Below are 20,463 nucleotides of genomic sequence, written 5' to 3' on the forward strand. Positions count from 1 at the left end.
CATGGCGACCGAAATCCAACTGGGCAGCAAGCGGTACCAGATCGGGCGCTTGAACGCGATGCAGCAGTTCCACGTGAGCCGGCGCATCGCGCCGATCATCCCGTCGATGATCCCGGTCCTGATGAAGTTCTATGCGGAGATCGAGCGCACGCGCAACGTGACCGCGAATGCGGCCCTTGCCGCGCTCGCGGCCGAAGCTGGCGGAGCTGGGGCCGCAACCGAACAGCGTGACGTGCTGGGCCTGGTCGACTCGATCGCACCGGTGCTGCAGCCGTTCGCCGATGCGCTCGCCGGCCTGAAGGACGAAGACGCCGAGTATGTGTTCGGCACGTGCCTGTCGGTGGTCGAGCGCCAGCATCAGAACGGCTGGGCGAAGGTCTGGTCGGCTGCCCATAAGACGTCGCTGTTCGACGATATGGACATGGGGTCCATGCTGCCGCTGGTCGTGCGCGTCGTGGTCGAGAACCTCGGCCCTTTTATCAACGGGCTGCTTACCAGCCAAGCGAGCAGCCCGGCGGCGACTACGGCTGGTTGAAGTCGCTGCCCGGCGGCGAGGACTGGCTGCTCGCGCCCGTGCACGCGCAGATGTGCCGGTTCGAGTCCTTGAAGGACGGGACGCTTGACCTGGCCGATGTCGCGCTGATGAACGATTCACTCACCGTCCGGGCAGACAACGAAGCGGCTTGGCGCCGCAGACAGGAAAGAGAAAATGGCTGAATCGGTCGTCATCCGCGAGTTCCTGGTCGCTCTCGGCTTCAAGGTCGACGAGAAGGGCCTGAAGAACTTCACGGAAGGCGTCGAGGGGGCAACGAAGGGCGTCACGCGCCTGATCACCACGATCTCCGGCGCCGCGCTCACGCTCGGCGCGGGCGTGTCCGCGTTCGCGTCGAAGCTCGAACGGCTGTACTTCGTGTCGCAGCGCACGGGTGCCGCGGCGACGAGCCTGCGCGCGTTCGACTTCGCCGCGCGCAACCTCGGCGTCTCGACGGATGCTGCGTTCGGCACGATCGAGAACCTCGCGCGCTTCCTGCGCAACAATCCGACAGGGGAGAGCTACCTCGCGAGCCTCGGCGTGCAGACGCGTAACGCCAACGGCGAGCTGCGCGATACGGTCGACATTATGTCGGATCTCGGCGGCGCGCTCGCCAAGATGCCGACGTATCGCGCGGCGCAGTACGCGAACATCTTCGGGATCGACGAGAACCTGATGCTCGCGATGCGCAACGGAGACTTCGAGAAGTTCCTGAAGCAATATCGCGAGATGTCGGCGACGACCGGCCTCGACAAGGCGGCCGACGATTCGCATCAGTTCATGGTGCGGCTGCGCGAGATCGGGACGACGTTCGAGAACCTTGGCATCCGCATCGAAGGCGTGATGCTGCAGAAGATCGGGCCACAGCTCGATCACTTCCAGAAGTGGATGGACGACCATGGCGAGGAAATCGCGCGCCGGATCGGCGACATCGCGAGCGCCTTCGTCAACGCGGCAGCCGCCATGGGACCGCCGCTGAAGTGGCTCGCCGACCAGTTCCTCGAGCTGGACAAGGCGACGGACGGATGGTCGACGAAACTGCTGCTGATGGTCGGTATCTTCAAGGTGCTGGGCGGCTTCCAGATCATCGGTGGCATCTGGAAGATGGTCGCGGCGCTGCGCGCGATGGGCGCCGCTACGACTGCCGCGTCGACGGCTGGCGCGGCCGCAGGCGGAGCCGGGTTGCTCGGCCGGCTGCTTCCTTTCGCATTGCGCCTCGGCGGTGGACTTGGGCTGCTGCTGCATAGCGGCGACTTGAACAGCGGCGAGGAAGAGGAGTTGCGCCGGCGCCAGGCGCTCGGGCCGACGATCGATGGGCAGCAGCCAAGCGACACTCAGGGAGCGCCGTCGACCGCAACTCCGGCGGCGCCGGCGCGCGGCCAGCCCGGGCCGGCGGCCGCGAACAGCGGCAGCAATCTGTCGGCACCAGGTTTCATCGATCGCGTGCGCGCCGCGATCGCCGCGGCGAAGGAGTCGGAGCGCAAGTATGGTGTGCCCTGGCTCGTGACATTCGCGCAATGGGCTCTCGAGAGCGGGTTCGGCAGTAGTGGCCTGTCGAAGCGGAGCAACAACCCGTTCGGTATGCAGGCGGCGAAGGGGCAGGACTTCGTATGGGGCCTTGATCATCGCGCCGACGGCACGCCGTACCAGGCGAAGTTCCGGCGGTTCAAGTCGCTCGAAGATGCCTTCGATGCGCATGCGCAGCTGCTGGTGAAGGGGAAGCCGTACGCGAACGCTCGGAAGGTAATGGGCAATGCGTTTTCGTTCGCCGACGCGCTGACCGGCGTCTACGCCGAGGACCGCAACTACGGCACGAAGCTCAAGAAGATCATGTCGAACGCGCTGCAAAATCCCGAGTGGCTCGCGCCGTCGGCCGGGCCGTCCGGCGCGTCGAATCACGTCGAGATCAACCAGGACGTCAAGATCCAGGTGAACGGGTCGAGTGATCCTGATTCGACCGCGCGCTCGGTGGCGCGCGAGCAGAAGGGCGTCGCCGACGCCACGGTGCGGAACATGAAGGGGGCGATGACGTGAGCACGCTTTCCGACATCCTCGATGTCACGCTGGTCGGCAGCAAGAAGATCGGCACCGTGACGATCGCGGCCGCGATCGAGGAGGTGTACAGCGATGAGGTGGTCGTTACCGAGCATCCCGTAGAAACCGGCGCGCCGGTGAACGACCACGCGTACATGCGGCCGCGCGAAATCCTGATGAAGTGCGGATGGAGCAATGCCGATTACGAAGCGCTGCTCGGCGCTGCGGTCGTATCGTTCGATGACACCGGCGCTAACACGATGGCGACCGGAACGTACGTCGATGCGGTCTACAGCCAGTTGCTGCAGATCCAGAGCATTCGGCTTCCAATCGACGTCGTTTCGACGCGCCGCAAGTACTCGAACATGCTGATCACCGGACTGTCGGTCGTCACCGACCAGAAGTCCGGCTCGGCGCTGATGCTCACCGCATCGCTGAAGCAGGTCATCATCGTGAGCACGCAGGCGACGAAGCTACCGCCACGCGCGAACCAGGCGAACCCGGCCGCGACTGCCGAGACGCAGAACGCGGGAGTGAAGTCGGCCATGCCGGCGACGCCGGCGCCAGGCGGCTCGGTTCCTCCGACGAGCATGTGATGTCGAATTTCTACGAAATCCCGCTGACGCCCGACCCACAGACGTTCACCATCACGCTGAGCGGCGTCATATATCGGCTGACAGTGCAGTATCGTGCGGCTGGCGGCACGGGCTGGATCCTCGATATTGCCGACGCAAGCGGCAACGCGCTTGTGAATGGCGTTCCGCTTGTGACCGGCGTCGATCTGCTTGGCCAGTACGCATATCTCGGCTTCGGTGGCCGTCTATGGGTGCAAGGTGCCGCGAGCCCGGACGATGTCCCGACGTTCGACGACCTAGGCATTGGATCTCATGTTTTCTGGGTGACAGACTGATGGCAACGCAATTCGGCCGCAAGGTCTCGCTGATCATTGGGCCGGACTCCGGCGACGCGCTCGACCTGTCCGGCCTGCGCATCGTATTCCGCGTGCAGCGTGGCGACCTCCAAACGCCGAACTCGGCACGGATCCGCGTATACAACGTGTCCGACAATACCGCGCAGCGTGCGGCCGCAGAATTCACACGCGTGGTGCTCCAGGCCGGTTACGAGGGCAACTACGGGATTATTTTCGACGGCTCGATCATCCAGGTGCGGCGCGGGCGCGAGAGCCCGACCGACACTTATATCGACATCACCGCCGCTGATGGCGATATGGCGTACAACTTCGCCGTGGTCAATACGACACTTGCGGCAGGGGCGACGCATGCTGATGTCGTCGACGCATGCCTGAAGGCGATGGGGAAGTACGGTGTGACCGCTGGCTATATCGCGGACCTGCCGTCTAACCCGATGCCGCGTGGCCAGGTGCTATTCGGCATGGCCCGCGATCACCTCGAAACCGTCGCGCGCTCGACGCAGACCCTCTGGTCGATTCAGGACGGCCAACTGCAGATCGTGCCCGAGACATCGTACGTGCCTGGGGAGATTCCAGTAATCAATGCGAGATCCGGAATGGTTGGGCTGCCGGAGCAGACGCAGAACGGTATCACCGTGCGCATGCTGCTCAACCCGGGCATCAAGATCGGCCGGCTGATCCAGCTCGACAACTCGGGAATCCAGCGGTATGAGTTCGGCATTAGCGTCCCTCAACAGAAGGACAACGGAGCCATCGCGCAGCAAAACCAGCTCAACGGAAAGATCGATGGCGACGGTTTCTACTACGTGATGTCGAATGAATTCTGGGGCGATACTCGCGGAAATGACTGGTACAACGAGGTAATTTGCTTGTCTGTCGATGCAACTCCCGGTCTGGATTTGACGACCAAGGCCAGCGGTATTGCTGCGCCGGCCCCGGCGAAGCTGGGAGTAATTAACCCATACGGTTAATTCGATTCTGTTATTTCCCGCAATTTTTGCTTTGTCATCAGGTGGCCGGTTACCAAGGCTTCTGAGCGGTCTGGAGACAAGTTGAGCGTGATGATAGAGAAATCGGGGAACGTGTCGTATTGCGTCTGGCCACGGAATAGGAATAGCGATACGACCTTGTTGTCGATCGTTCGCCAGTAGCAGCCTGAATAGGTTCCGAGCCCCGGAACTTTGCGCTCCATATATCGCATGCTCTTCGCCTTTTCAAGCGGGAGTTGGCAACTTCTGTTCGGGTAGTACGTGTAGAGCAGGGCCGATGCTGGGACAGTTTGGCCGATGTGATATTGGTTGGTCGTATAACTGAATATCGGCTCGGCTTTTTGTGATGATTTTCCGCCTTTCCGTAAACTCATGAACCGCGCCGAATCTGGGCCACATGGGTTATATGTGTTCTTGCTGTCGATAAAACACCATCCGCCCGCGAACAACTGGGATTCGAGATTTTGTGCTGTTTCGCACGACTTCTGGCTCTCGAAATCGTCGATGCGTGCTTTGTTGCACGTCTGTTGAGCTGCGATGAGATCGTTGATCAATGCCTTTCCCTGATCGATCGACAGGTCTGCGGCTGCCGCGACGGGCGATATCAGCGCGAGCACGTACAAAATCTTTTTCATTCTTATTCCCCGATGGATAGAAAAGAGCGAGTCGACGACGAGCTGGCGTCGCTACGCGCGGCGCTTCGCGGTTGGCAGGTCGGCATGTGGACGGCGCTGCCCGGCGTGATCGAGTCGTTCGATAACGTCGCACTGACGTGCGTCGTGCAGCCGGCAATCAAGATCCCGGTGCGTGCCAATGATGGCACGGTCACAACCGCGGCACTGCCGCCGGTCGTCGACTGCCCGGTGCAGTTCCCGTCTGGCGGGAATTGTACGCTGACCTTTCCGGTGGCTCCGGGCGACGAATGCCTGCTCGTGTTCGCGTCGCGCAGCGTCGACTCCTGGTGGCAGTCGGGCGGGGTGCAGGAGCAGGCCGCGCTGCGCATGCACGACCTATCCGACGGGTTCGCGTTGCTCGGCTTCAGGTCGCGGCCGCGCGCGCTCGCCGGCGTTAGCTCGACGTCGACGCAGCTGCGCAGCGACGACGGTTCGACGTACATCGACCTGAACCCGACGCTTCAGAAGGTCAGGATCGTCGCGCCCGGCGGCTTCGACGTCGTCGCGCCGCTCTCGACGTTCTCGGCCGCCGTGACGATCACGGGTCTCCTGACCTTCGTTGGCGGCATGGTGGGCAGTGCGGCCAGCGGCGCGGCTGCGGTGTTCAACGGCATCCTCAACGTGATCGGCCAGATCACGGCGAACGGCAAGCGCGTCGACGACACGCACACCCACCGAGAGAACGGCGCGGGCAGCAATACGAGCCCGCCTAACTGAGGATTCCCATGCGATACCGAAAACTCGACGCTGATGGCGACTTCGTCTTCGGCGGGTCGGCGAACGACTTCCTCGTGAACTCGCCGGCCGCCGTCGCGCAGGCCGTGATCACGCGCCTGCGGCTGCATCGCGGCGAGTGGTTCCTCGATACGACGGTCGGCATGCCGTGGGAAACCGCCGTGATCGGCAAGAACACGCAGGGCACTGCGGACGCGGCGATCCGCGCGTGCATCCTCGGCACGACTGGCGTCACGGAGATCACCGCGTATGCGAGCTCGCTCGACAGCGACACCCGGAAGCTGACCGTCACCGCGACGATCACGACGATCTACGGCACCACTACCATCGAGACCACCCTGTGACGACGACGCTCACCACTGTCGCGCCGACGATCGACGCGAACGGCATCACCGCGCCGACCTACGCGGATATATACGCGTACCTTCAGGCGCAGTACCAGTCGATCTATGGGACGGACGTCTACATTGATCCGGATAGCCAGGACGGCCAGCTGCTCGCCGTGTTCGCGCAGGCGATCGCGGACTGCAATTCGGTCACGATCGGCGTCTACAACTCATTCAGCCCGGCGAAGGCGGTCGGTGCCGCGCTGTCGAGCAACGTGAAGATCAACGGCATCCAGCGTGAAGCACCTTCGTACTCGAGCGCTGACCTGACGGTGGGCGGCCAGGCAGGCACAACGATCTCGAACGGTATCGCGAAGGACGGCAACAACTACCAGTGGGCGCTACCGGCGACGGTCACGATTCCGCCGGCCGGCGAGATCACGGTAACGGCGACCTGCACGACGATCGGCGCGATTGCGGCGCCGGCCGGCACGATCAACCAGATCGGCACGCCGACGCGCGGCTGGCAGTCGGTCACGAACGCATCTGACGCGTCCCTCGGAGCGCCGGTCGAAACTGACGCAGCGCTGCGCGCGCGGCAGACGGTTTCTACGGCGCTGCCGTCGCAGACCGTGCTCGACGGGATCGTCGGGGCAGTCGCGAACCTTCCCGGCGTGACGCGCTACGCGCCCTATGAGAACGACACGAGCGCAACCGACGCGAACGGCATCCCGTCACACTCGATTTCGCTGGTCATCGAGGGTGGGGACGCAACGGCAATCGCGAACGCGATCGCGGTGAAGAAGACGCCCGGCGGCGGCACGTTCGGCACGACGACGATCGTCACGACCAACCGATACGGGATGCCGGTACCGATTCACTTCTTTCGGCCAACCGATGCACCTGTCTCGGCCGTCGTGGCGATCCGCGTGCTGACCGGGTACACCAGCTCGACCGGCGCAGCGCTGCAGGCCGCCGTCGCGGCGTACATCAACGGCGTTGCGATCGGTGGCGGCGCCGCGCAGGCAGTCGAGTGGGACGACTGTATCGCGGCAGCGAAGTCGATCCCCGGCGCAGCCACGTTCAAGATCGTCAGCCTGGTGCTGACCGGTCCGCGGGGCGCCGGCTCACCGGACGTGGCACTGCTATTCAACGAGTCGGCGTCGTGCACGGCTGACCAGGTGACGATCACGACGGGGTGAGCATGGCCGAACTGAACGATTACACGGCGCTGATCACGTCCGAGCATAGCGACAAGCCGAAGTTCATGGCGGTGGTCGAAATGCTGTCCGCGCCGCTCGTCGACCTGATGAACGTGCTCGGCGGCATGCCGTCGCTGTTCGACCTAGATGTCGCGGTAGGCGATCAGCTCGACGTGCTGGGGCAGTGGATCGGGTTGAGCCGTTACGTCAGCACGCCGTTGACAGGCGTCTACTTTTCGTTCGACGTCGGTGGTCTCGGCTTCGATCAGGGTGTTTGGAAGGGGCCGTTTGACCCGGATACAGGCCTCGTCTCGCTCGACGACGACACGTATCGCATGACGCTGCGCGCGAAGATCGCGGCGAACCGATGGGATAGTACGCCGGAAGCGGCGGCCGACATCCTCGATTCGCTCGCACCCGCCGGCACGCTGGTGTTCCTCGAAGATCCGTGCGACATGTCGATCACGATCGGCATTGCTGGGAAGCAGCCGCCCGCGCTGTACATCGCGCTGCTGAAGAATGGATTCCTGTCGCTGAAGCCCGAGGCCGTGCGCGTAAACTATGCGGTGACGTCCGTCGACGGTGCACCGATCTTCGGCTTCGACATGGACAACCAGTACGTCGCCGGTTTCGACGCCGGCGCGTGGTCGGCCGAAACCCTCGCGGCCCCCAACGAGCTCGACTACACCTTCGCACTCGACAACTCGACGCTGTCGTAAGCGTCGTCTCGCATTCCCCCTTCGGAGTTTCCGTGGCCATTCAAAACGACTTCTTGCCGTTCGCGGTAGGCGCGGGCGCGAACGTGCTCACGCAATCCGCCTATGCCGCATTGTCGGCGATCGAAAGCGGCTATCAAGCCGGCACAGCGCAGTCCGCGGCGTGTAACAAGACCTGGCGGCAGAGCAGCATCATGACTGCGGTGATCGCGCAGTTCGTCGTCGCCCAGACCGGGCAGGCCGCTGTCGACGACGGCACGACCGCCGCGTTGCTCGCCAACTTCACCCAGGCCGTGAGCGCGGCGTCGCGTAACTCGGTGGTGCTCGTCGACACGGGCAGCGCGAACGCATACGCGGCTGCGAATGGCGCGCCGTTCACGGCCCTTCCGACTACCACGGGCATCGCGCAGACCTTCAGCGTCGCGCACGCGAACACTGGTGCATCGACGTATGCGCCGGACGGACTTCCGGCTGCACCGATCTTCGGGGAGGGCGGTGTGGCGTTACAGGGCGGCGAGTTGGTCGCCGGCGGCATCGCGACCCTGATGTCCTATGTCGGCCCGCTCATCAACGGCGGCTCGTTGTGCTGGGTGCTGGTGAACACAGTTGGAGGGGCGTCACCGGTCGCTCCCGCATCGAAGAGCTGCCATGCAGCGCAGCTCGGGCAGGTCCAGCAGTCCCAGATCTGCCGGACAGTCCAGAAAGCGGCAAATTACGCGGTGCAGGCATCCGACGCCGGGACGATGTTTTATGCAGGCGCGGCGCTCACGTATCAGCTTCCGAGCGCCGCCGCCACGGCGGGCATGGTGTTCGGCTTTATGAACCAAGCCGGCTTTGTGCCGACGGTTCAGACGTCGGTTTCGGGACAGCTGATCCAGGGGGAAAATCTCTCCGGCGCGACTTCCATCGTGCTGAGCAAGCAGGGCGGGGCCCTCATCGTCATGTCCGACGGCGCGAACTACATCGTCCTGTCGGCGTCTCCGGCGATCTGGTCCCCGAAAGTCGCGCCGGTCTATAACAGCACGTCGATCAATTCGCCTGCTGCCAGCACGACGTACACGACGACGGTCAGCTTTACGGCGCCCTGTCCAGGAAGTGTCGCAGCGATGGGCTCGTTGAACGCATCAGGGACTTCGGCGTCTGTACTGAACGCTTCCCTGATGATCAATGGATCGAGTGTCTCCGGCGATTCCACCCTTTCATCCCAGACGCATATGGGTGTCTTACCGATTCTCGCAGGGCAGACCGTAACGGTGACCATGCAGGTGGCGACGCAGTCGACCGCCCCCGGTATCGCGCTCGGGATGCACGTGCTGGCGATCTTTTCTCCGAATCCCTGATAGAGGGCTGATTCATGGACTTCGAATACTACGTTTTCGCCGACGCCTCGGGGAATATTACCGGCTCCGGAGCGACCCGGGATGGAACAATTCCGGAGGGCGCCATTGCCTGTACGAAGGACCAGGCGTCCGATCCGTCAGCCTATTCGGTAAGCGGCGGCAGTGTGGTGACGCCGAGCGGCGCGCAACGGTTGAAGCAGGCGCAGGATGCGCAGCTCACCATTGTTGCTGCGTCGTACACCGACGCAATCATGCAGCCCGTATCGTTCAAAACTGCGGGCGGCATCACTGACACGTTCCAGGCGGATCCAGGCAGCCAGACGGTGCTGATGCAGACCACGCAGGGCTATTCAATCGCCGGAGGTGTGCCCGATGGTTTCTTCTGGGTGGCCGCGGACAACACCCATGTACCTTTCACTCTCGCAGATCTCGAAGGGTTGTATCAGGCGATGTTGGCCCGCGGCTGGGCAGCTTTCCAGCATAAGCAAGCCCTGAAAGATCAAATCAATGCGGCGACGACCATCGAAGCTGTTCAGGCAATCACCTGGTGATCGATCCATGAAAACACGCCTCTCCCGACTCATCGGATGCGCGCTGATCTGCGCGGCAGCGGCTTGGAATGTGGCCGTTGCCCAGTTCGTGCCCGGTCAGATATTGAGCGCGCAGCAGCTCAACACCGCTTTCTCGAGTGTATTGCCTATTTCAGGCGGTACGCTTGCTGGACCGTTGACCGTTCCGTCGTTGACCGCCGGCAGCGCCAACATTTCGGGCGGCACGATCACCGGTTTGTCCGCGCCGCTTCCTGTCGCGTCGGGAGGTACCGGCACTGCGATGGCTACCGGATCGGGCGCTGTGGTGCTGGCGAACTCGCCGGCGATCGCGAATGGCCTGAGCGTCTCGAACGGCAGTGACGTCATCACGGTGAACAATAACGCGAACAACGTTCTCGTGCTTAGCGGTACTGGTACAAGCACCGCAAAGTCCATCGCGGTGACGTCGCTCGGTGGCCTCATCGCCTCATCCACTACCAATGTGGGAGACGGTGTTGCACTCAAATCGGACTACTACAATACGGCGGTGATTCAGGGGCTCAATTCGAGCGGCACAGCAGGCTACGACACGAACCTGACGCTGTACCGGCCGGCCAGCACGAACAATGCATTTCTCGGTGTGACAATGTCGGCGAACCCTGCCGCCGAGCAGCATCTGTGGATGGGGACCGACTACACGAACAACCGGTACGTGTTCACGCAGACGGTGACTGGGTCAGGCGCATATCTGCCTACCATGTTCCGCAACGGACAGGCTGACGCGTTCAGCATCGGCTCTGGGACGACGCCGCCGATCACGTTCTACGGCGGTGGCGTGGTGCTCGCGGGCACGGAAGGAAATCAGGTTACGTGGGCGCTTGGTGGCCAAATCTGGTCATGGAATATGGCTCCTGGCGGCAATCTTTATGTGCACGATGGTACCAACAACAAATTCCCACTCGCGATTGTTCCCAACTCAACCGCTGCGCTCAAAATCAACGCTACGTCGTCGACGTTCACCGGTGGACTCGATTCGACTGCCATTGGCCCGAACACGCCGAGCACTGGCGCGTTCACGACGCTATCGGCGTCGAGCACAGTGAGCGGTGCGGGATTCACGAGCTACCTCGCGTCACCTCCGGCGATCGGTGGCACAGCAGCCAACGCTGGCTCCTTCACGAACCTGTCGTCGTCCGGGACCGTAAGCGGGACAGGTTTCTCGAGCTATCTGGCTTCGCCTCCGCCCATCGGCGCAACGACGGCGAATACGGGGCGCTTCTCGACGCTCTCGTCGACCGGCACCGGCGCGATGCCGATGTACAGCACGACCGGTACCGGCGTGAACGCGCCGCACATGGTTCAAGGCACCGTCGCGCTGTCGTCTGGCTCGGCTACGGTCACGCTCAGCGGATCGGCGGCGTTCTCTTCCTCCTCGACCTATACCTGCACCGCGAACGATACGACCGCCGCGAATGCGGTGAAAGTCAGCCAGGGCTCCGGCACGTCGATCACGTTCACGGGCACCGGCACCGACTCCGTGCAGTTTCTCTGCGCGGGCAGCTGATCGAATTCGCACAAAACCATGCATAGCCGCCCACTGGGTGGCTTTTTCATTTCCGGGGGATGAATGATCGACAACGCATCGGCGCCGGCGAGGGTCGAGGAACGGCTGCGCGCGGGTGACCGCCGCTTCTCGAAGCTGGAGCAACGAATCGACGCAAGCGACGCGGCGGTGAAGGCCCACCTTCAGCGGCAGGACGAAAAGATCGATGCCATCGTGGCGTCGGTTTCCTTGATCCAGACGAACACGCAATCGATGGTCGATACGTGGGAGGGAGGCGCGCGCGCGGTACGTGCATTGTGCCGCCTTGCCGATGCGTGGCGTTTCCTTGTCCGGCACGTCGCCGGCCCGACGATCGCGTTCGGCACGGTCGGCGTGATCGTCTTTCGCTACATGCGACACGAACCCATCCCCGACTGGGCGAACGCGGTCGTGAAATTGCTTCTGGGATGACCATGACACCACAAACCCTTTCCGCGGCGCTGCAGATGCCTCTCTCGCGCGCCACGCCGTGGGCCGACCCACTGTCGGCAGCCATGGCGCTGTATGCGATCGACTCGCCAGCGCGGCAGGCCGCGTTTCTTGCGCAGTGCGGCCATGAGACTGGCGGTTTCCAGTGGCTCCGCGAGATCTGGGGGCCGACGGCCGCGCAGCGCGCGTACGAGCCGCCGGCGGCGAAGGCGGCCGAGCTGGGCAACACGCAGGCCGGCGACGGTTTTCGGTACCGCGGCGGCGGCCTGCTGCAGATCACCGGGCGCTACAACTTCCGTGAGATGGGCCAGAAGATCGGTGTAGACCTGGAGGGCAATCCGGACCTGATCACGCAGCCGTCCACGGCGGCGCATGCCTCGGCGCAGTTCTGGGCCGACCACGCGCTCAGCGCATTTGCTGATGCTGGCGACTTCCTCGCGATCAGTCGCGCGATCAACCTCGGCAATCCGCGCTCGGCGGCAACACCGAATGGCATGCCGGACCGCCTGGCGCTCTGGGATTCCTGCAAGAAGGCGCTAGGCGTGGCCTGACGCGCCAGTTTTCGATTTTTCTAAATTTCGCAATCCAGCCCGGCCGCGCGCCGGGCTTTTTCATTTTCGGACCAGACATGACCCGATGCAGCCATGACGTTGCGCTCGAGCAGCGCTGCGAGAAGTGCACGGCCGAGGGCCTCGCCGGCCTGCCGAAGATCGCCGGTGAGCATGCCGTGCGCGTGACTGACGTCGAAATCGAGTACTACCCGGATCACCCGCCGCGCACCGAGTCGGCGACGTTCCGGCATACGAAGAAGGCAGGGCACGCCGCGGGCCTGCGCTGCTCGATCAGCGGCCAGCCGGCGCCCGAGTATCACCACCTGTTCTGCGAGTGGGCAGATTCGGACGCGATCGACTGGGCCATCGTGCGCGGCGTCGCGCTGGGCGACGTCAAGGCGCTGCCCGTGCTCGATCCGACCACCGACCAGCCGACGAAGGAGCTGTACCCGGTCGAGGAATCGTTCCTGTGGCTCGTCTGCAAGCTCGTCGAACTGCGTGGTTTCGACTGGCATGCGTTCGATCCGGCGAAACCCGAAACCTTCGTCGACGCGATGTCGAACATGTTGCCGCTCTCGGCGAAGTTCCACCGATCGCCGACGCACGGCATCCATCACCGGTCGTTCCCGACCTTCGTGTTCCAGGCGTTCCCGCGCAAAGCAGGGTTCGTCTTCACCCCGGACGAGCTCGTCCAAGATCGCAAGGAGTAGCCATGCCCATGAAATCCAGCCTCGTCAGCGGCGGCATCACGCTTGGCGTCACCGACCTCATCCCGACCGTCGACTGGGCGCTCGGCGGCTTCCACGGCGCCGTACCGACCAGCGCATCGTCGCTCGTCGCGACCCTGATCGTCGCCGGCCTGCATGCGGCCTACAACGCGCTCGTCGCGCGCGCGGCCGCGAAGGCCGCGCAGCAGTAACCGTCCCGCCGCACGCCGCGGCACCACTCCCGAAGGAAATCCCATGAAGAAGCTCATGCCGCTCGCGGCAGGCGTCGTTGCGTCCGTCCTCATCGTCGCGGCCGGATGCACGACGGCCCAGCAACAGAAACTCGCCGATCTGGCGGCGACCGCCAAGGTGCAGGTCGCGCAAGCCTGCGCGGTCGTGCAGCCGACGCTGCTCGACCTGAGCGCGTCGCTGCCGAATGACGAGAGCCTGAAGCAGCTCTCCGATGACAACGGCAAGTTGTGCGCGGCCGCGCAGTCGCTCGATCCGACCAGCGCGCAGACGCTCGTGAACACGCTGATCCCGCAGGCGATCGGCCTCGTTGGCATGCTGCCGATCGATCCGGCCGCGCAGACGTCGATTCGACTCGCGCTCGGCGCCGCGTCGATCGCTCTGTCGAACTGGCTGGTGGTCTACGGCACGCCGGCGGCGACTGCGCCGGCCGCCGCGTCGACTCCGCTCGCGGGCGCGCCGCTGCAATGACCCCGCACGACTACGCGCTGCTCGCGCAGGAGGCTTATTACGCGAAGCCGGACATCGGCAAAGCGGACAGCGCCTCGCGCGCGATCGTGCGGCAGACGGCCGCCGGCCTGGTCGTCGCCTTTCCGGGAACCGACAACCTCGACTGCGTCGCGGCGGATCTCGACGCCCATCCGATCGACGTCATCGGCATCGGCCAAGTGCATCACGGGTTCTGGAAGGCATGGGGCGCGATCGCAGTTGACGTGCTCGCAGCGATCGACGGCCGACCGGTGACGCTCGTCGGACATTCGCTCGGCGCCGCGATCGCGATCATGGCTGCGGCCGCGATGGTGGTTGGCGGCAACCCGCCGGGGGCCGTCTACGGCTTCGAGCCGCCGAGGGTGAGCACGAACGGAAGCGTTGCGTCGCTGCTCGCGAGGGTGCCGATGAACCTGTACAAGAACGGCAACGACATTGTGCCGGACCTTCCGCCAGGCTGGTGTCACGCTGGCGCCGTCCAGCAAATCGGGCGTCCGGCTCTGCCATTCGCGAACGTTACGGACCATGCGATCTCCCGAGTGATCGAGGCGCTTTCAGTCCTCGGCGTGCCTGGCTTCGTCCTGCAGAATCAGGCGTAGCTTATGGAGCGCCACGAGGTGGCCGCCGACGTCTTCCGACCAGACTTTCTGAACCGTTTGGCGCAGGTCCTCCGCATCTTGGAACTGGTGGCGGCACCGGGCAATTTCGAGGATCAGGCGCCGCACCTCATGGCCATCCGGGTAGCGACGCCACATCTCGCGCAGCTCGCGATTGGTCGGCGACTGGAAGGACGGAAGGGGCTGGCGAAGCATTGGCAGGCAAAAAATACTGTATGGATATACAGTTTATCGCGGCGGAAGGATGGGGTGTCAACTCGAAAAATTGGGGCCCGCACGTGACGTGTCAGCTCGGCCGGCCACCGAAAGGCAGGGGCGAAACGTTGGGAATGAAGAGAAAAAAATCCCATTGAATCAAGGGTCAGTTTTCCTGTATTATTCCCACGCGCTAGCCTGTGAGGCTTGATGGATAAGGATGGCACGCTAGGATTGTGATTCCTGTCGTCGTGGGTTCGAGTCCCATCAGCCACCCCACCGAATGCATTAACAAAACAGGCGCTTAGGCGCCTGTTTTGCTTTGCGGGAGGCGATCAGGCGCAATAGCGTCGATTCAAGCCTCGTCGTCTCCCTCCAGAGCGTTCTGCTCGCCATCCATCCATTTTGCGCATCCAGTCGGGAACAACTCGGTGTCGTGCTTGAGCTGTATCGCTCACACGAGCGGGTCATTCCGGCCAACGGTATCGCGATCGCGTAGACATGCCGAGTGTCGTACTTCGTGCAGTCGAAAATTGCGGTGCCGGGAATCCGAGTGAATGAACGCAGCCGCGCCAATGCGCCGAAAGGAGCGGGCGGTCAAATTTCCGGTTGCGTTTTGCGCGCGCTATTGGCGGAGCGGCGTTCTACGGTAAATTGATGGGCTCCACAGGATTTGGAATTCGAGGCTTCTCGGGGAATCCATGCGGTCAAAGAGTAAACCCGTTGGCCAGACAACGGAACGGCAAACCGATTCAAGGCCAAAGATTACGGTTATGACGACTCTCAGGGTGGTGAGGACGTCGTTTTATCTGCTCGCTGGAGTCGCGCCGGCGATGCCCCTGCTGATCTTGTCGTGGCTTGTGTTTATCCATTTTTTGCTGGATTGGACCGTGGATTGGCCTATAGCGTGGTCTTTTCTTTTTTCCACCGCAGGCGGCATCGGCTTGCTTCTCGCAACTTGCGTTTTGCCGCAAAAGGCGCGAATCAAATACGTTGCGGGAGTCAGCGTTCTATTGATCTGCGGGAGCGTCGTCAGCTTGCCGTCGGCCATTGCCTCGTTCGAAAAAATCATCGATAACCACCGAATCGGTTATCACATGCATCCGGTGGATTTTGGTGACTTTGCCCTCATCGCGTGCAACGTCGTGGCGATCGTGTATCAGCTGGAGGTGCTTGCAGCACTGCTTGTAAGACGCTTGGCCAGGGTTCCCACCCGATAGGTTCCGATCCGCGTCATCCTCGCAACGTCATCGCGCTGTTTCCCTTTCTTGAGCAGGTGAGTCAGGCGCTGAAGCTGGCGCAAGATGCTGGATGCGCTCCGGCCTTCATCTATCAAAACGTCGTCGCCGCTATTCGGACGGCAAGCGCATGGCGATGGGGTATGGTGCGACCGAGTGGGATTGTTGTTTTTGCGCGTCCGGTCAGGCGCGCATTCGAACGTAGCGAATGCCGCGAAAAGCAAACCCGTCCTCACCGATCGACCACATTGCTCGCGATTCCCGCCTGAGCCGATCGAGTGTTTCGAAACACCACCCACGACCACAAGGCGCCGCCAGCCACCTTGGCGACGAACTGCAGCGCGGCGATCGTCGGAAACACGGCCCCGAACGCAATAAGCGGAAAGATGATGGAGTCGACAGCGGCACCCGCGACGTTCGCGCCGTTTGCGCGCGCCAGTATCGGAAAGCGACGTGCGAGTTGAAACACGACTGCGCTCGCCACGGCTGCCGAACCGAACGCCACCAGGGACGCGACGGCGATTTCCTTGGCGGCAGGATTGAGTGCATAACTGACGACACCGGCGGCCGCGATCAACGCAAACATTCGCGACCAAAGCGCGCGGCCTCGCCAATCGAGGTGGAGCCGGTCTCGAATCGCGAGATCGAGGCCGATCAGCAGGAACGCGATGATCGGTGTAGCAGCCGGCCCGAAATGAGCGACCATCAGGTTGGCGACGGCGACCGCTGCGATATAGATCAAGACGTACATGATTCCCCTGCGGTAAAGAGTGCGCGCTGCGTCGATTCGGAGCCGAAGTTTGCCATACATGGCCGATTGGACAGGATATCGCCACAGTGCCGCCGGTATTCGTCAATCCATCGTCGACGCGAGATTGTATGGCCGTATTCAGTCGACGTGATGTTGCGCAATTTCCTTTTTCGACTAAGGTTCTCGCTCCCGGTGCCGTTATCTTTCCTGGACAGCCCTCGTGCCTCGAATGCTGATCCGTTTTCTTGCCTGCTCGCGTTTCGCGTGAGCAGGCTTTTTTCGTTTATGGCGGAATGAGACAGGGACTTGGCGCGAGCCGACAGCGCGCAACAGTCTTACATTGGTGTAACGTATCGACTTCCTCGTGCCCTCATGCTTTGCAGGGCCGTTCGATCCCGACAGCCAATGACAGTGTCGGGATTTTTTTTGCCTGTGCCTCGTTGTTTTGGCAACGAACTGCAGCGGTGCACGAACCCGGCATGGCGTCCGGCAGACAACTGCTGACGCGATCGCGTCAGGCGTGACGGAGGCGAACGCCTGCAAACATCACGAGCCAATGTGCGGCGACGGCGCTTGCAAGGTACGCGACGATAACCTGCGCGTGGCGACATTGAGCCTTGCGCGCCTCCACGCGGTATATTTCGCGGCGAGACGTCCCGATCAAGAGAACAAGTGGAAGGAGTGACCACCGATGCCGGAAACCCGTGCCACGCTGCGTGCCGCGACAGCGCAAGACGCACGGCACATCGCTCGCCTGCACACGCTGAGCTGGCAAACTGCATACAGCCATATCTTGCCGGCGACCTACCTGTCCGACGAGGTGCCGACGGAACACGCGACCCGGTGGCGGCGATATTTCGATCGCAACGAAAACGAGCGGGGCCTGGTGCTGATCGCCGAGGCGGACGGCGAGCCCGTGGGGTTCGTCAGTGCCGAGCGCCCCGTCGATCCGGCGCTGGGCGTGCTGCTCGACTGCCTGCACGTCCATCCTTCGCATCACGGAGGCGGCACGGGCAAGCACATGATCGAAGCCGTCCGTGCATGGGCGCGAACGCTCGGCGTGCACCAGGTCCATCTGAAGGTATTGGCGGGCAACGAGCGCGCGATCGGTTTCTACGAGCACAACGGATGGCAACTGGCGGGTATCGAAACGAGCCGCATCGGCCAGACGGAAGTCACCGACCGGATCTATGCGATACAGGCCTAGCCACCTGGCCACATTCGAGCGAACGGCCGCATGATGCGCGGCCATCGCCGGGCGAAAGCCGAACGTACTTCACGGTGACACGCCGCAGTACCGCACGAGCAAATCGGCTTCCGTCTCGTGCACTTCGACGGGCAGGGTCGTTGCACCTGCATAGGCAAGATAGCGAGCGCGATGCTGGCCGTTCCGGAACGACGCGACGCCGACCTTCGACAGCCCGGGGATGCCGAGCAGCGTTCGCGTTCTCGTCTCGCGAAACGTGATGTACGGCATGTCCGGAATCCTGTCCTGTTCAGGATCGAGGAATTCGCGAATGCCCGCGGCTTTTCCTGGGGCCCAGTAAAGAACAGGCGGCAACACGTAGTCCGTCGTGTCCCGGTCGGCACATGCCAGCAGTTTCGGCAGGTCGATCGTCACGACCCGGTGTCGCGTATCGTCGCACGAGAATACCCGCTTGAGGTGCGTATGGGCATACGGAGTGTGCCCGGGAAGCTGGACAATCCAGACCTCTACGCCATTTTGTTGTGCGCGGGCGAGTGCCATTTTTTCCTCTGGTATTGCAAGCGGCCGTCTTGGCCGGAGTTTAGCAGTGCGATTGCGATGGCGAAGCAGGGCAATACCCGGTACAGGAAAGCGCCGAGGGGAATGGTGAGCAAATCGAGTACAGTCATTTGTCGGCGATCGTTATCGACAGGTTATGAGAATATCGTGATCCCGCCAGCGGGAATGATCCGTCGCGCGAAATTCATGCAGAGTTCACACTGTGTCGCGAAACCCGTCAAGCGCGGATGATCACAAGAACAGAGAGGGCGGATTGACCGGAGAAAACCATGTCGTCGAAACTTGAGATCGAATATCTCGATTACTGTTTCACCGCGACGCTCGAAGTCAGGGAGTCCGGTCGGACGGGCGTTGTCGATTGGCATCTCGAATCCGCTTCGCGAAGCAAGACACTTGCGTGGACCGTATTCGACCGCTATCTCGAGCGGAATGATTTCGCGGATGAAGAGGATGCGCGTGCCAATATCGTCGACTGGCTGGAGCGGCTGGCCGCTCCGGGATTGGGTGCTTCCGCGGAAATGGCGAAGGCGAATGTGGTCGTTGCCGGCGCGGTGGTGACGGGCGCATCGACTGCATCGAACGCGTCAACGACATCGACCACATCGACTGCCGAAATCGTCGGCGAAACCGTCATCGACATCGCCAGCGATCTCGACTGGATCGAGATGGTTGCCGAATGGCTTTTCAGCTGACCGGCATGAGGACGAAACCCGGCTGTCATGATGCGGGCTCTTGTGTTCGCGAAACATGGTTTCAAAAAAAGATGCAGAAAAAATGAAGCCTGAATCGTGTCGATCGGAAAAATAGAATAAACCTGCTTTGACAGCAGCCGCGACTTACCGGAGACTTGCGCCGGGCCTGAAAATATCCGCTTGCATTAAAACAAGATCAAATTCCAGACATGAAAAGAAGAGCGCTGCTGACGGCGGGCGCGATCGTCGCCGCCGGCCTGACAGGCTGCACGGCAATGCTGTTCGAAGATGGCCGATATGAAGAGACGGTCGACCGATTTCTCGTCAGCGAGGACGGCAAGAAATTCGTCGTGCTCGGCGAGAAATATCACTACATCTTCGATATGCCCGAGCATCTCGGTGCCGTGCTGGCATCGCCCTACCGCAAGTCGATCAACGCGTCGCTCTATGAATTCGTCGCGCAGGGCAGCAAGATCTCGGGCAAGTTCCGGCTCCGGCTCCGTCGCGCCGATATGACCGACGAGGGCTGGGACCGCGCGCTGGAGGACGGCTTCACGATGCGCGGGAGCAGGGATCTGGAGATGAAGGGTGAACTGGCCGGTTCGCGTTATCTGGCCGATGGTTTTGCACAGGGCAAGACGTGGTCGTCGTTTGCGCATTCGTACAAGATCGACGTCACCGATCGCATCACCACGGCGGGCAAGGCCGTGCGCGTGCTCGCGACGCCCGTCACGCTCGCGGCCGACGGCGTGATGATGATCGGGGCGGTGGTGCTGTCGCCTGTCATCGTGGTGTTGCTCGCGCCGGTCGCGGGCGTCGCGCTCGGGCCGTGACGCGATCCGCGCGGCACGCGAGCGTGCCGGTTGCCGCGGCATTGTCACCAAATGGTGAGTTGCCGCACAGATCGTTGCGCGGCCGGCGCTCACAATCTGGCCGGTTGACCGTTCTTCCCCGGCCCGGTCAACCATTTCCCCGCTCGCTCGCGCAGGAGCGGGGGCTTTTTGCCCGTCCGACGCCGCAAGGCCGCGTCGGCGGAACCGGACAGGCGTTCGGCGGGCAGCGCAATCGCACCGGTTGCGTGTCCCTGCATCCGATCGCCCGGTCCGCACGTATCGCTTTCCTCGTGCCTGAGCGAACCCTCAGGCCCATCGCCGGTTTCGGCCGGTGA

General features: G+C 62.7%; 27 protein-coding genes. 24 read left to right on the forward strand and 3 right to left on the reverse strand.

Annotated elements, in window-relative coordinates:
• Position 1: 1 nt before the first annotated feature.
• Genes APZ15_RS12290 through APZ15_RS12315 form a run of 6 tightly spaced genes read left to right on the forward strand, consistent with a single transcriptional unit; the run spans position 2 to position 4,468 of the window.
• Entirely contained in the window at positions 2–535 is a 534-nt protein-coding gene (locus APZ15_RS12290; protein ID WP_034195778.1) for a phage tail assembly chaperone, read from the forward strand.
• Positions 532–717: a DUF6889 family protein gene (locus APZ15_RS12295; RefSeq protein ID WP_034195777.1), complete on the forward strand. Its 186-nt coding sequence runs from the start codon at positions 532–534 to the stop codon at positions 715–717. Before APZ15_RS12290 ends, APZ15_RS12295 begins: the two co-directional genes overlap by 4 nt.
• Positions 710–2,566: a glucosaminidase domain-containing protein gene (locus APZ15_RS41740; protein WP_027787522.1), complete on the forward strand. Its 1,857-nt coding sequence runs from the start codon at positions 710–712 to the stop codon at positions 2,564–2,566. The genes APZ15_RS12295 and APZ15_RS41740 overlap by 8 nt, the downstream gene beginning before the upstream one ends.
• Entirely contained in the window at positions 2,563–3,162 is a 600-nt protein-coding gene (locus APZ15_RS12305) for a phage baseplate protein (RefSeq protein ID WP_027787521.1), read from the forward strand. The genes APZ15_RS41740 and APZ15_RS12305 overlap by 4 nt, the downstream gene beginning before the upstream one ends.
• On the forward strand, positions 3,162–3,476 hold the full coding sequence (locus tag APZ15_RS12310) for a phage baseplate plug family protein (protein WP_027787520.1): 315 nt from the start codon (positions 3,162–3,164) through the stop codon (positions 3,474–3,476). Before APZ15_RS12305 ends, APZ15_RS12310 begins: the two co-directional genes overlap by 1 nt.
• Entirely contained in the window at positions 3,476–4,468 is a 993-nt protein-coding gene (locus APZ15_RS12315; RefSeq protein ID WP_027787519.1) for a phage protein, read from the forward strand. The genes APZ15_RS12310 and APZ15_RS12315 overlap by 1 nt, the downstream gene beginning before the upstream one ends.
• Here the strand turns inward: APZ15_RS12315 and APZ15_RS40875 are convergent.
• Positions 4,465–5,121 carry a hypothetical protein gene (locus APZ15_RS40875; protein ID WP_027787518.1) on the reverse strand — a complete coding sequence of 219 codons (657 nt, stop codon included), beginning with the start codon at positions 5,119–5,121 and terminating at the stop codon, positions 4,465–4,467. The genes APZ15_RS12315 and APZ15_RS40875 overlap by 4 nt on opposite strands.
• A gap of 12 nt (positions 5,122–5,133) precedes the next feature.
• Here APZ15_RS40875 and APZ15_RS12320 point away from each other — a divergent pair, with 12 nt between their 5' ends.
• From APZ15_RS12320 to APZ15_RS12400, 15 genes are all read left to right on the forward strand, one after another.
• Positions 5,134–5,877 carry a Gp138 family membrane-puncturing spike protein gene (locus APZ15_RS12320; RefSeq protein WP_027787517.1) on the forward strand — a complete coding sequence of 248 codons (744 nt, stop codon included), beginning with the start codon at positions 5,134–5,136 and terminating at the stop codon, positions 5,875–5,877.
• Positions 5,878–5,885: 8 nt separating this feature from the next.
• Positions 5,886–6,239 carry a contractile injection system sheath initiator gene (locus APZ15_RS12325; protein ID WP_027787516.1) on the forward strand — a complete coding sequence of 118 codons (354 nt, stop codon included), beginning with the start codon at positions 5,886–5,888 and terminating at the stop codon, positions 6,237–6,239.
• Positions 6,236–7,423 carry a baseplate J/gp47 family protein gene (locus tag APZ15_RS12330; RefSeq protein ID WP_027787515.1) on the forward strand — a complete coding sequence of 396 codons (1,188 nt, stop codon included), beginning with the start codon at positions 6,236–6,238 and terminating at the stop codon, positions 7,421–7,423. Before APZ15_RS12325 ends, APZ15_RS12330 begins: the two co-directional genes overlap by 4 nt.
• A 2-nt stretch (positions 7,424–7,425) precedes the next feature.
• A complete protein-coding gene (locus APZ15_RS12335; RefSeq protein ID WP_027787514.1) occupies positions 7,426–8,142 on the forward strand; it encodes a DUF2612 domain-containing protein in 717 nt (238 codons plus the stop codon).
• Positions 8,143–8,174: 32 nt separating this feature from the next.
• Positions 8,175–9,479 (forward strand): hypothetical protein, encoded by a 1,305-nt coding sequence (locus APZ15_RS42140; RefSeq protein ID WP_027787513.1) that lies wholly within the window; start codon positions 8,175–8,177, stop codon positions 9,477–9,479.
• Positions 9,480–9,493: 14 nt separating this feature from the next.
• Positions 9,494–10,030 carry a DUF4376 domain-containing protein gene (locus tag APZ15_RS12345; protein ID WP_027787512.1) on the forward strand — a complete coding sequence of 179 codons (537 nt, stop codon included), beginning with the start codon at positions 9,494–9,496 and terminating at the stop codon, positions 10,028–10,030.
• Between the two features lie 7 nt (positions 10,031–10,037).
• A complete protein-coding gene (locus APZ15_RS42145; protein ID WP_226153269.1) occupies positions 10,038–11,573 on the forward strand; it encodes a hypothetical protein in 1,536 nt (511 codons plus the stop codon).
• 63 nt (positions 11,574–11,636) lie between these two features.
• Positions 11,637–12,023 (forward strand): hypothetical protein, encoded by a 387-nt coding sequence (locus APZ15_RS42150; RefSeq protein WP_027787509.1) that lies wholly within the window; start codon positions 11,637–11,639, stop codon positions 12,021–12,023.
• Between the two features lie 2 nt (positions 12,024–12,025).
• Positions 12,026–12,592 (forward strand): glycoside hydrolase family 19 protein, encoded by a 567-nt coding sequence (locus APZ15_RS12365; protein ID WP_034195775.1) that lies wholly within the window; start codon positions 12,026–12,028, stop codon positions 12,590–12,592.
• Between the two features lie 77 nt (positions 12,593–12,669).
• Positions 12,670–13,302 carry a hypothetical protein gene (locus APZ15_RS12370; RefSeq protein WP_027787507.1) on the forward strand — a complete coding sequence of 211 codons (633 nt, stop codon included), beginning with the start codon at positions 12,670–12,672 and terminating at the stop codon, positions 13,300–13,302.
• 2 nt (positions 13,303–13,304) lie between these two features.
• A complete protein-coding gene (locus APZ15_RS12375) occupies positions 13,305–13,511 on the forward strand; it encodes a hypothetical protein (protein ID WP_027787506.1) in 207 nt (68 codons plus the stop codon).
• 43 nt (positions 13,512–13,554) lie between these two features.
• Positions 13,555–14,019 carry a hypothetical protein gene (locus APZ15_RS12380; RefSeq protein ID WP_027787505.1) on the forward strand — a complete coding sequence of 155 codons (465 nt, stop codon included), beginning with the start codon at positions 13,555–13,557 and terminating at the stop codon, positions 14,017–14,019.
• Entirely contained in the window at positions 14,016–14,636 is a 621-nt protein-coding gene (locus APZ15_RS12385; protein ID WP_051363280.1) for an alpha/beta fold hydrolase, read from the forward strand. The genes APZ15_RS12380 and APZ15_RS12385 overlap by 4 nt, the downstream gene beginning before the upstream one ends.
• Positions 14,637–14,639: 3 nt before the next feature.
• On the forward strand, positions 14,640–14,936 hold the full coding sequence (locus APZ15_RS40885) for a hypothetical protein (RefSeq protein ID WP_138143320.1): 297 nt from the start codon (positions 14,640–14,642) through the stop codon (positions 14,934–14,936).
• 746 nt (positions 14,937–15,682) lie between these two features.
• Complete coding sequence (locus APZ15_RS12400; protein ID WP_138143321.1) at positions 15,683–16,069, forward strand: hypothetical protein; 387 nt, start codon at positions 15,683–15,685, stop codon at positions 16,067–16,069.
• 250 nt (positions 16,070–16,319) lie between these two features.
• On the opposite strand, the gene APZ15_RS12405 is transcribed toward APZ15_RS12400, so the two are convergent.
• The gene (locus tag APZ15_RS12405; RefSeq protein WP_027787503.1) at positions 16,320–16,838 is read right to left on the reverse strand and encodes a VUT family protein; all 519 of its coding nucleotides are present in this window, start codon (positions 16,836–16,838) and stop codon (positions 16,320–16,322) included.
• Between the two features lie 691 nt (positions 16,839–17,529).
• On the opposite strand from APZ15_RS12405, the gene APZ15_RS12410 reads away from it, so the two are divergent.
• A complete protein-coding gene (locus APZ15_RS12410) occupies positions 17,530–18,045 on the forward strand; it encodes a GNAT family N-acetyltransferase (RefSeq protein WP_027787502.1) in 516 nt (171 codons plus the stop codon).
• 69 nt (positions 18,046–18,114) lie between these two features.
• Here the strand turns inward: APZ15_RS12410 and APZ15_RS12415 are convergent, their stop codons facing one another.
• Positions 18,115–18,585, reverse strand: a complete 471-nt coding sequence (locus tag APZ15_RS12415) for a plasmid fertility inhibition factor family protein (RefSeq protein ID WP_027787501.1) — start codon at positions 18,583–18,585, stop codon at positions 18,115–18,117.
• Positions 18,586–18,872: 287 nt separating this feature from the next.
• On the opposite strand from APZ15_RS12415, the gene APZ15_RS12420 reads away from it, so the two are divergent.
• Positions 18,873–19,295, forward strand: coding sequence for a hypothetical protein (locus tag APZ15_RS12420; RefSeq protein WP_027787500.1), 423 nt, complete (start codon positions 18,873–18,875; stop codon positions 19,293–19,295).
• A gap of 209 nt (positions 19,296–19,504) precedes the next feature.
• Positions 19,505–20,128 (forward strand): hypothetical protein, encoded by a 624-nt coding sequence (locus APZ15_RS12425; protein ID WP_027787499.1) that lies wholly within the window; start codon positions 19,505–19,507, stop codon positions 20,126–20,128.
• Positions 20,129–20,463: the final 335 nt, after the last annotated feature.

The organism is Burkholderia cepacia ATCC 25416, from assembly GCF_001411495.1.
In the GTDB taxonomy this organism is placed as follows: domain Bacteria; phylum Pseudomonadota; class Gammaproteobacteria; order Burkholderiales; family Burkholderiaceae; genus Burkholderia; species Burkholderia cepacia.

Excerpts from the sequence above, each read along its gene's own strand:
- APZ15_RS41740 (WP_027787522.1), top strand. The coding sequence starts at position 710 with ATGGCTGAATCGGTCGTCATCCGCGAGTTCCTGGTCGCTCTCGGCTTC.
- APZ15_RS42145 (WP_226153269.1), top strand. The coding sequence starts at position 10,038 with ATGAAAACACGCCTCTCCCGACTCATCGGATGCGCGCTGATCTGCGCG.
- APZ15_RS40885 (WP_138143320.1), top strand. The coding sequence starts at position 14,640 with ATGGAGCGCCACGAGGTGGCCGCCGACGTCTTCCGACCAGACTTTCTG.
- APZ15_RS12320 (WP_027787517.1), top strand. The coding sequence starts at position 5,134 with ATGGATAGAAAAGAGCGAGTCGACGACGAGCTGGCGTCGCTACGCGCG.
- APZ15_RS12315 (WP_027787519.1), top strand. The coding sequence starts at position 3,476 with ATGGCAACGCAATTCGGCCGCAAGGTCTCGCTGATCATTGGGCCGGAC.
- APZ15_RS12365 (WP_034195775.1), top strand. The coding sequence starts at position 12,026 with ATGACACCACAAACCCTTTCCGCGGCGCTGCAGATGCCTCTCTCGCGC.
- APZ15_RS12385 (WP_051363280.1), top strand. The coding sequence starts at position 14,016 with ATGACCCCGCACGACTACGCGCTGCTCGCGCAGGAGGCTTATTACGCG.
- APZ15_RS12405 (WP_027787503.1), bottom strand. The coding sequence starts at position 16,838 with ATGTACGTCTTGATCTATATCGCAGCGGTCGCCGTCGCCAACCTGATG.
- APZ15_RS12420 (WP_027787500.1), top strand. The coding sequence starts at position 18,873 with ATGTCGTCGAAACTTGAGATCGAATATCTCGATTACTGTTTCACCGCG.
- APZ15_RS12380 (WP_027787505.1), top strand. The coding sequence starts at position 13,555 with ATGAAGAAGCTCATGCCGCTCGCGGCAGGCGTCGTTGCGTCCGTCCTC.
- APZ15_RS40875 (WP_027787518.1), bottom strand. The coding sequence starts at position 5,121 with ATGAAAAAGATTTTGTACGTGCTCGCGCTGATATCGCCCGTCGCGGCA.
- APZ15_RS12400 (WP_138143321.1), top strand. The coding sequence starts at position 15,683 with ATGCCCCTGCTGATCTTGTCGTGGCTTGTGTTTATCCATTTTTTGCTG.
- APZ15_RS12410 (WP_027787502.1), top strand. The coding sequence starts at position 17,530 with ATGCCGGAAACCCGTGCCACGCTGCGTGCCGCGACAGCGCAAGACGCA.
- APZ15_RS42150 (WP_027787509.1), top strand. The coding sequence starts at position 11,637 with ATGATCGACAACGCATCGGCGCCGGCGAGGGTCGAGGAACGGCTGCGC.
- APZ15_RS12345 (WP_027787512.1), top strand. The coding sequence starts at position 9,494 with ATGGACTTCGAATACTACGTTTTCGCCGACGCCTCGGGGAATATTACC.
- APZ15_RS12325 (WP_027787516.1), top strand. The coding sequence starts at position 5,886 with ATGCGATACCGAAAACTCGACGCTGATGGCGACTTCGTCTTCGGCGGG.
- APZ15_RS12415 (WP_027787501.1), bottom strand. The coding sequence starts at position 18,585 with ATGGCACTCGCCCGCGCACAACAAAATGGCGTAGAGGTCTGGATTGTC.
- APZ15_RS12370 (WP_027787507.1), top strand. The coding sequence starts at position 12,670 with ATGACCCGATGCAGCCATGACGTTGCGCTCGAGCAGCGCTGCGAGAAG.
- APZ15_RS12425 (WP_027787499.1), top strand. The coding sequence starts at position 19,505 with ATGAAAAGAAGAGCGCTGCTGACGGCGGGCGCGATCGTCGCCGCCGGC.
- APZ15_RS12335 (WP_027787514.1), top strand. The coding sequence starts at position 7,426 with ATGGCCGAACTGAACGATTACACGGCGCTGATCACGTCCGAGCATAGC.
- APZ15_RS12310 (WP_027787520.1), top strand. The coding sequence starts at position 3,162 with ATGTCGAATTTCTACGAAATCCCGCTGACGCCCGACCCACAGACGTTC.
- APZ15_RS12375 (WP_027787506.1), top strand. The coding sequence starts at position 13,305 with ATGCCCATGAAATCCAGCCTCGTCAGCGGCGGCATCACGCTTGGCGTC.
- APZ15_RS12290 (WP_034195778.1), top strand. The coding sequence starts at position 2 with ATGGCGACCGAAATCCAACTGGGCAGCAAGCGGTACCAGATCGGGCGC.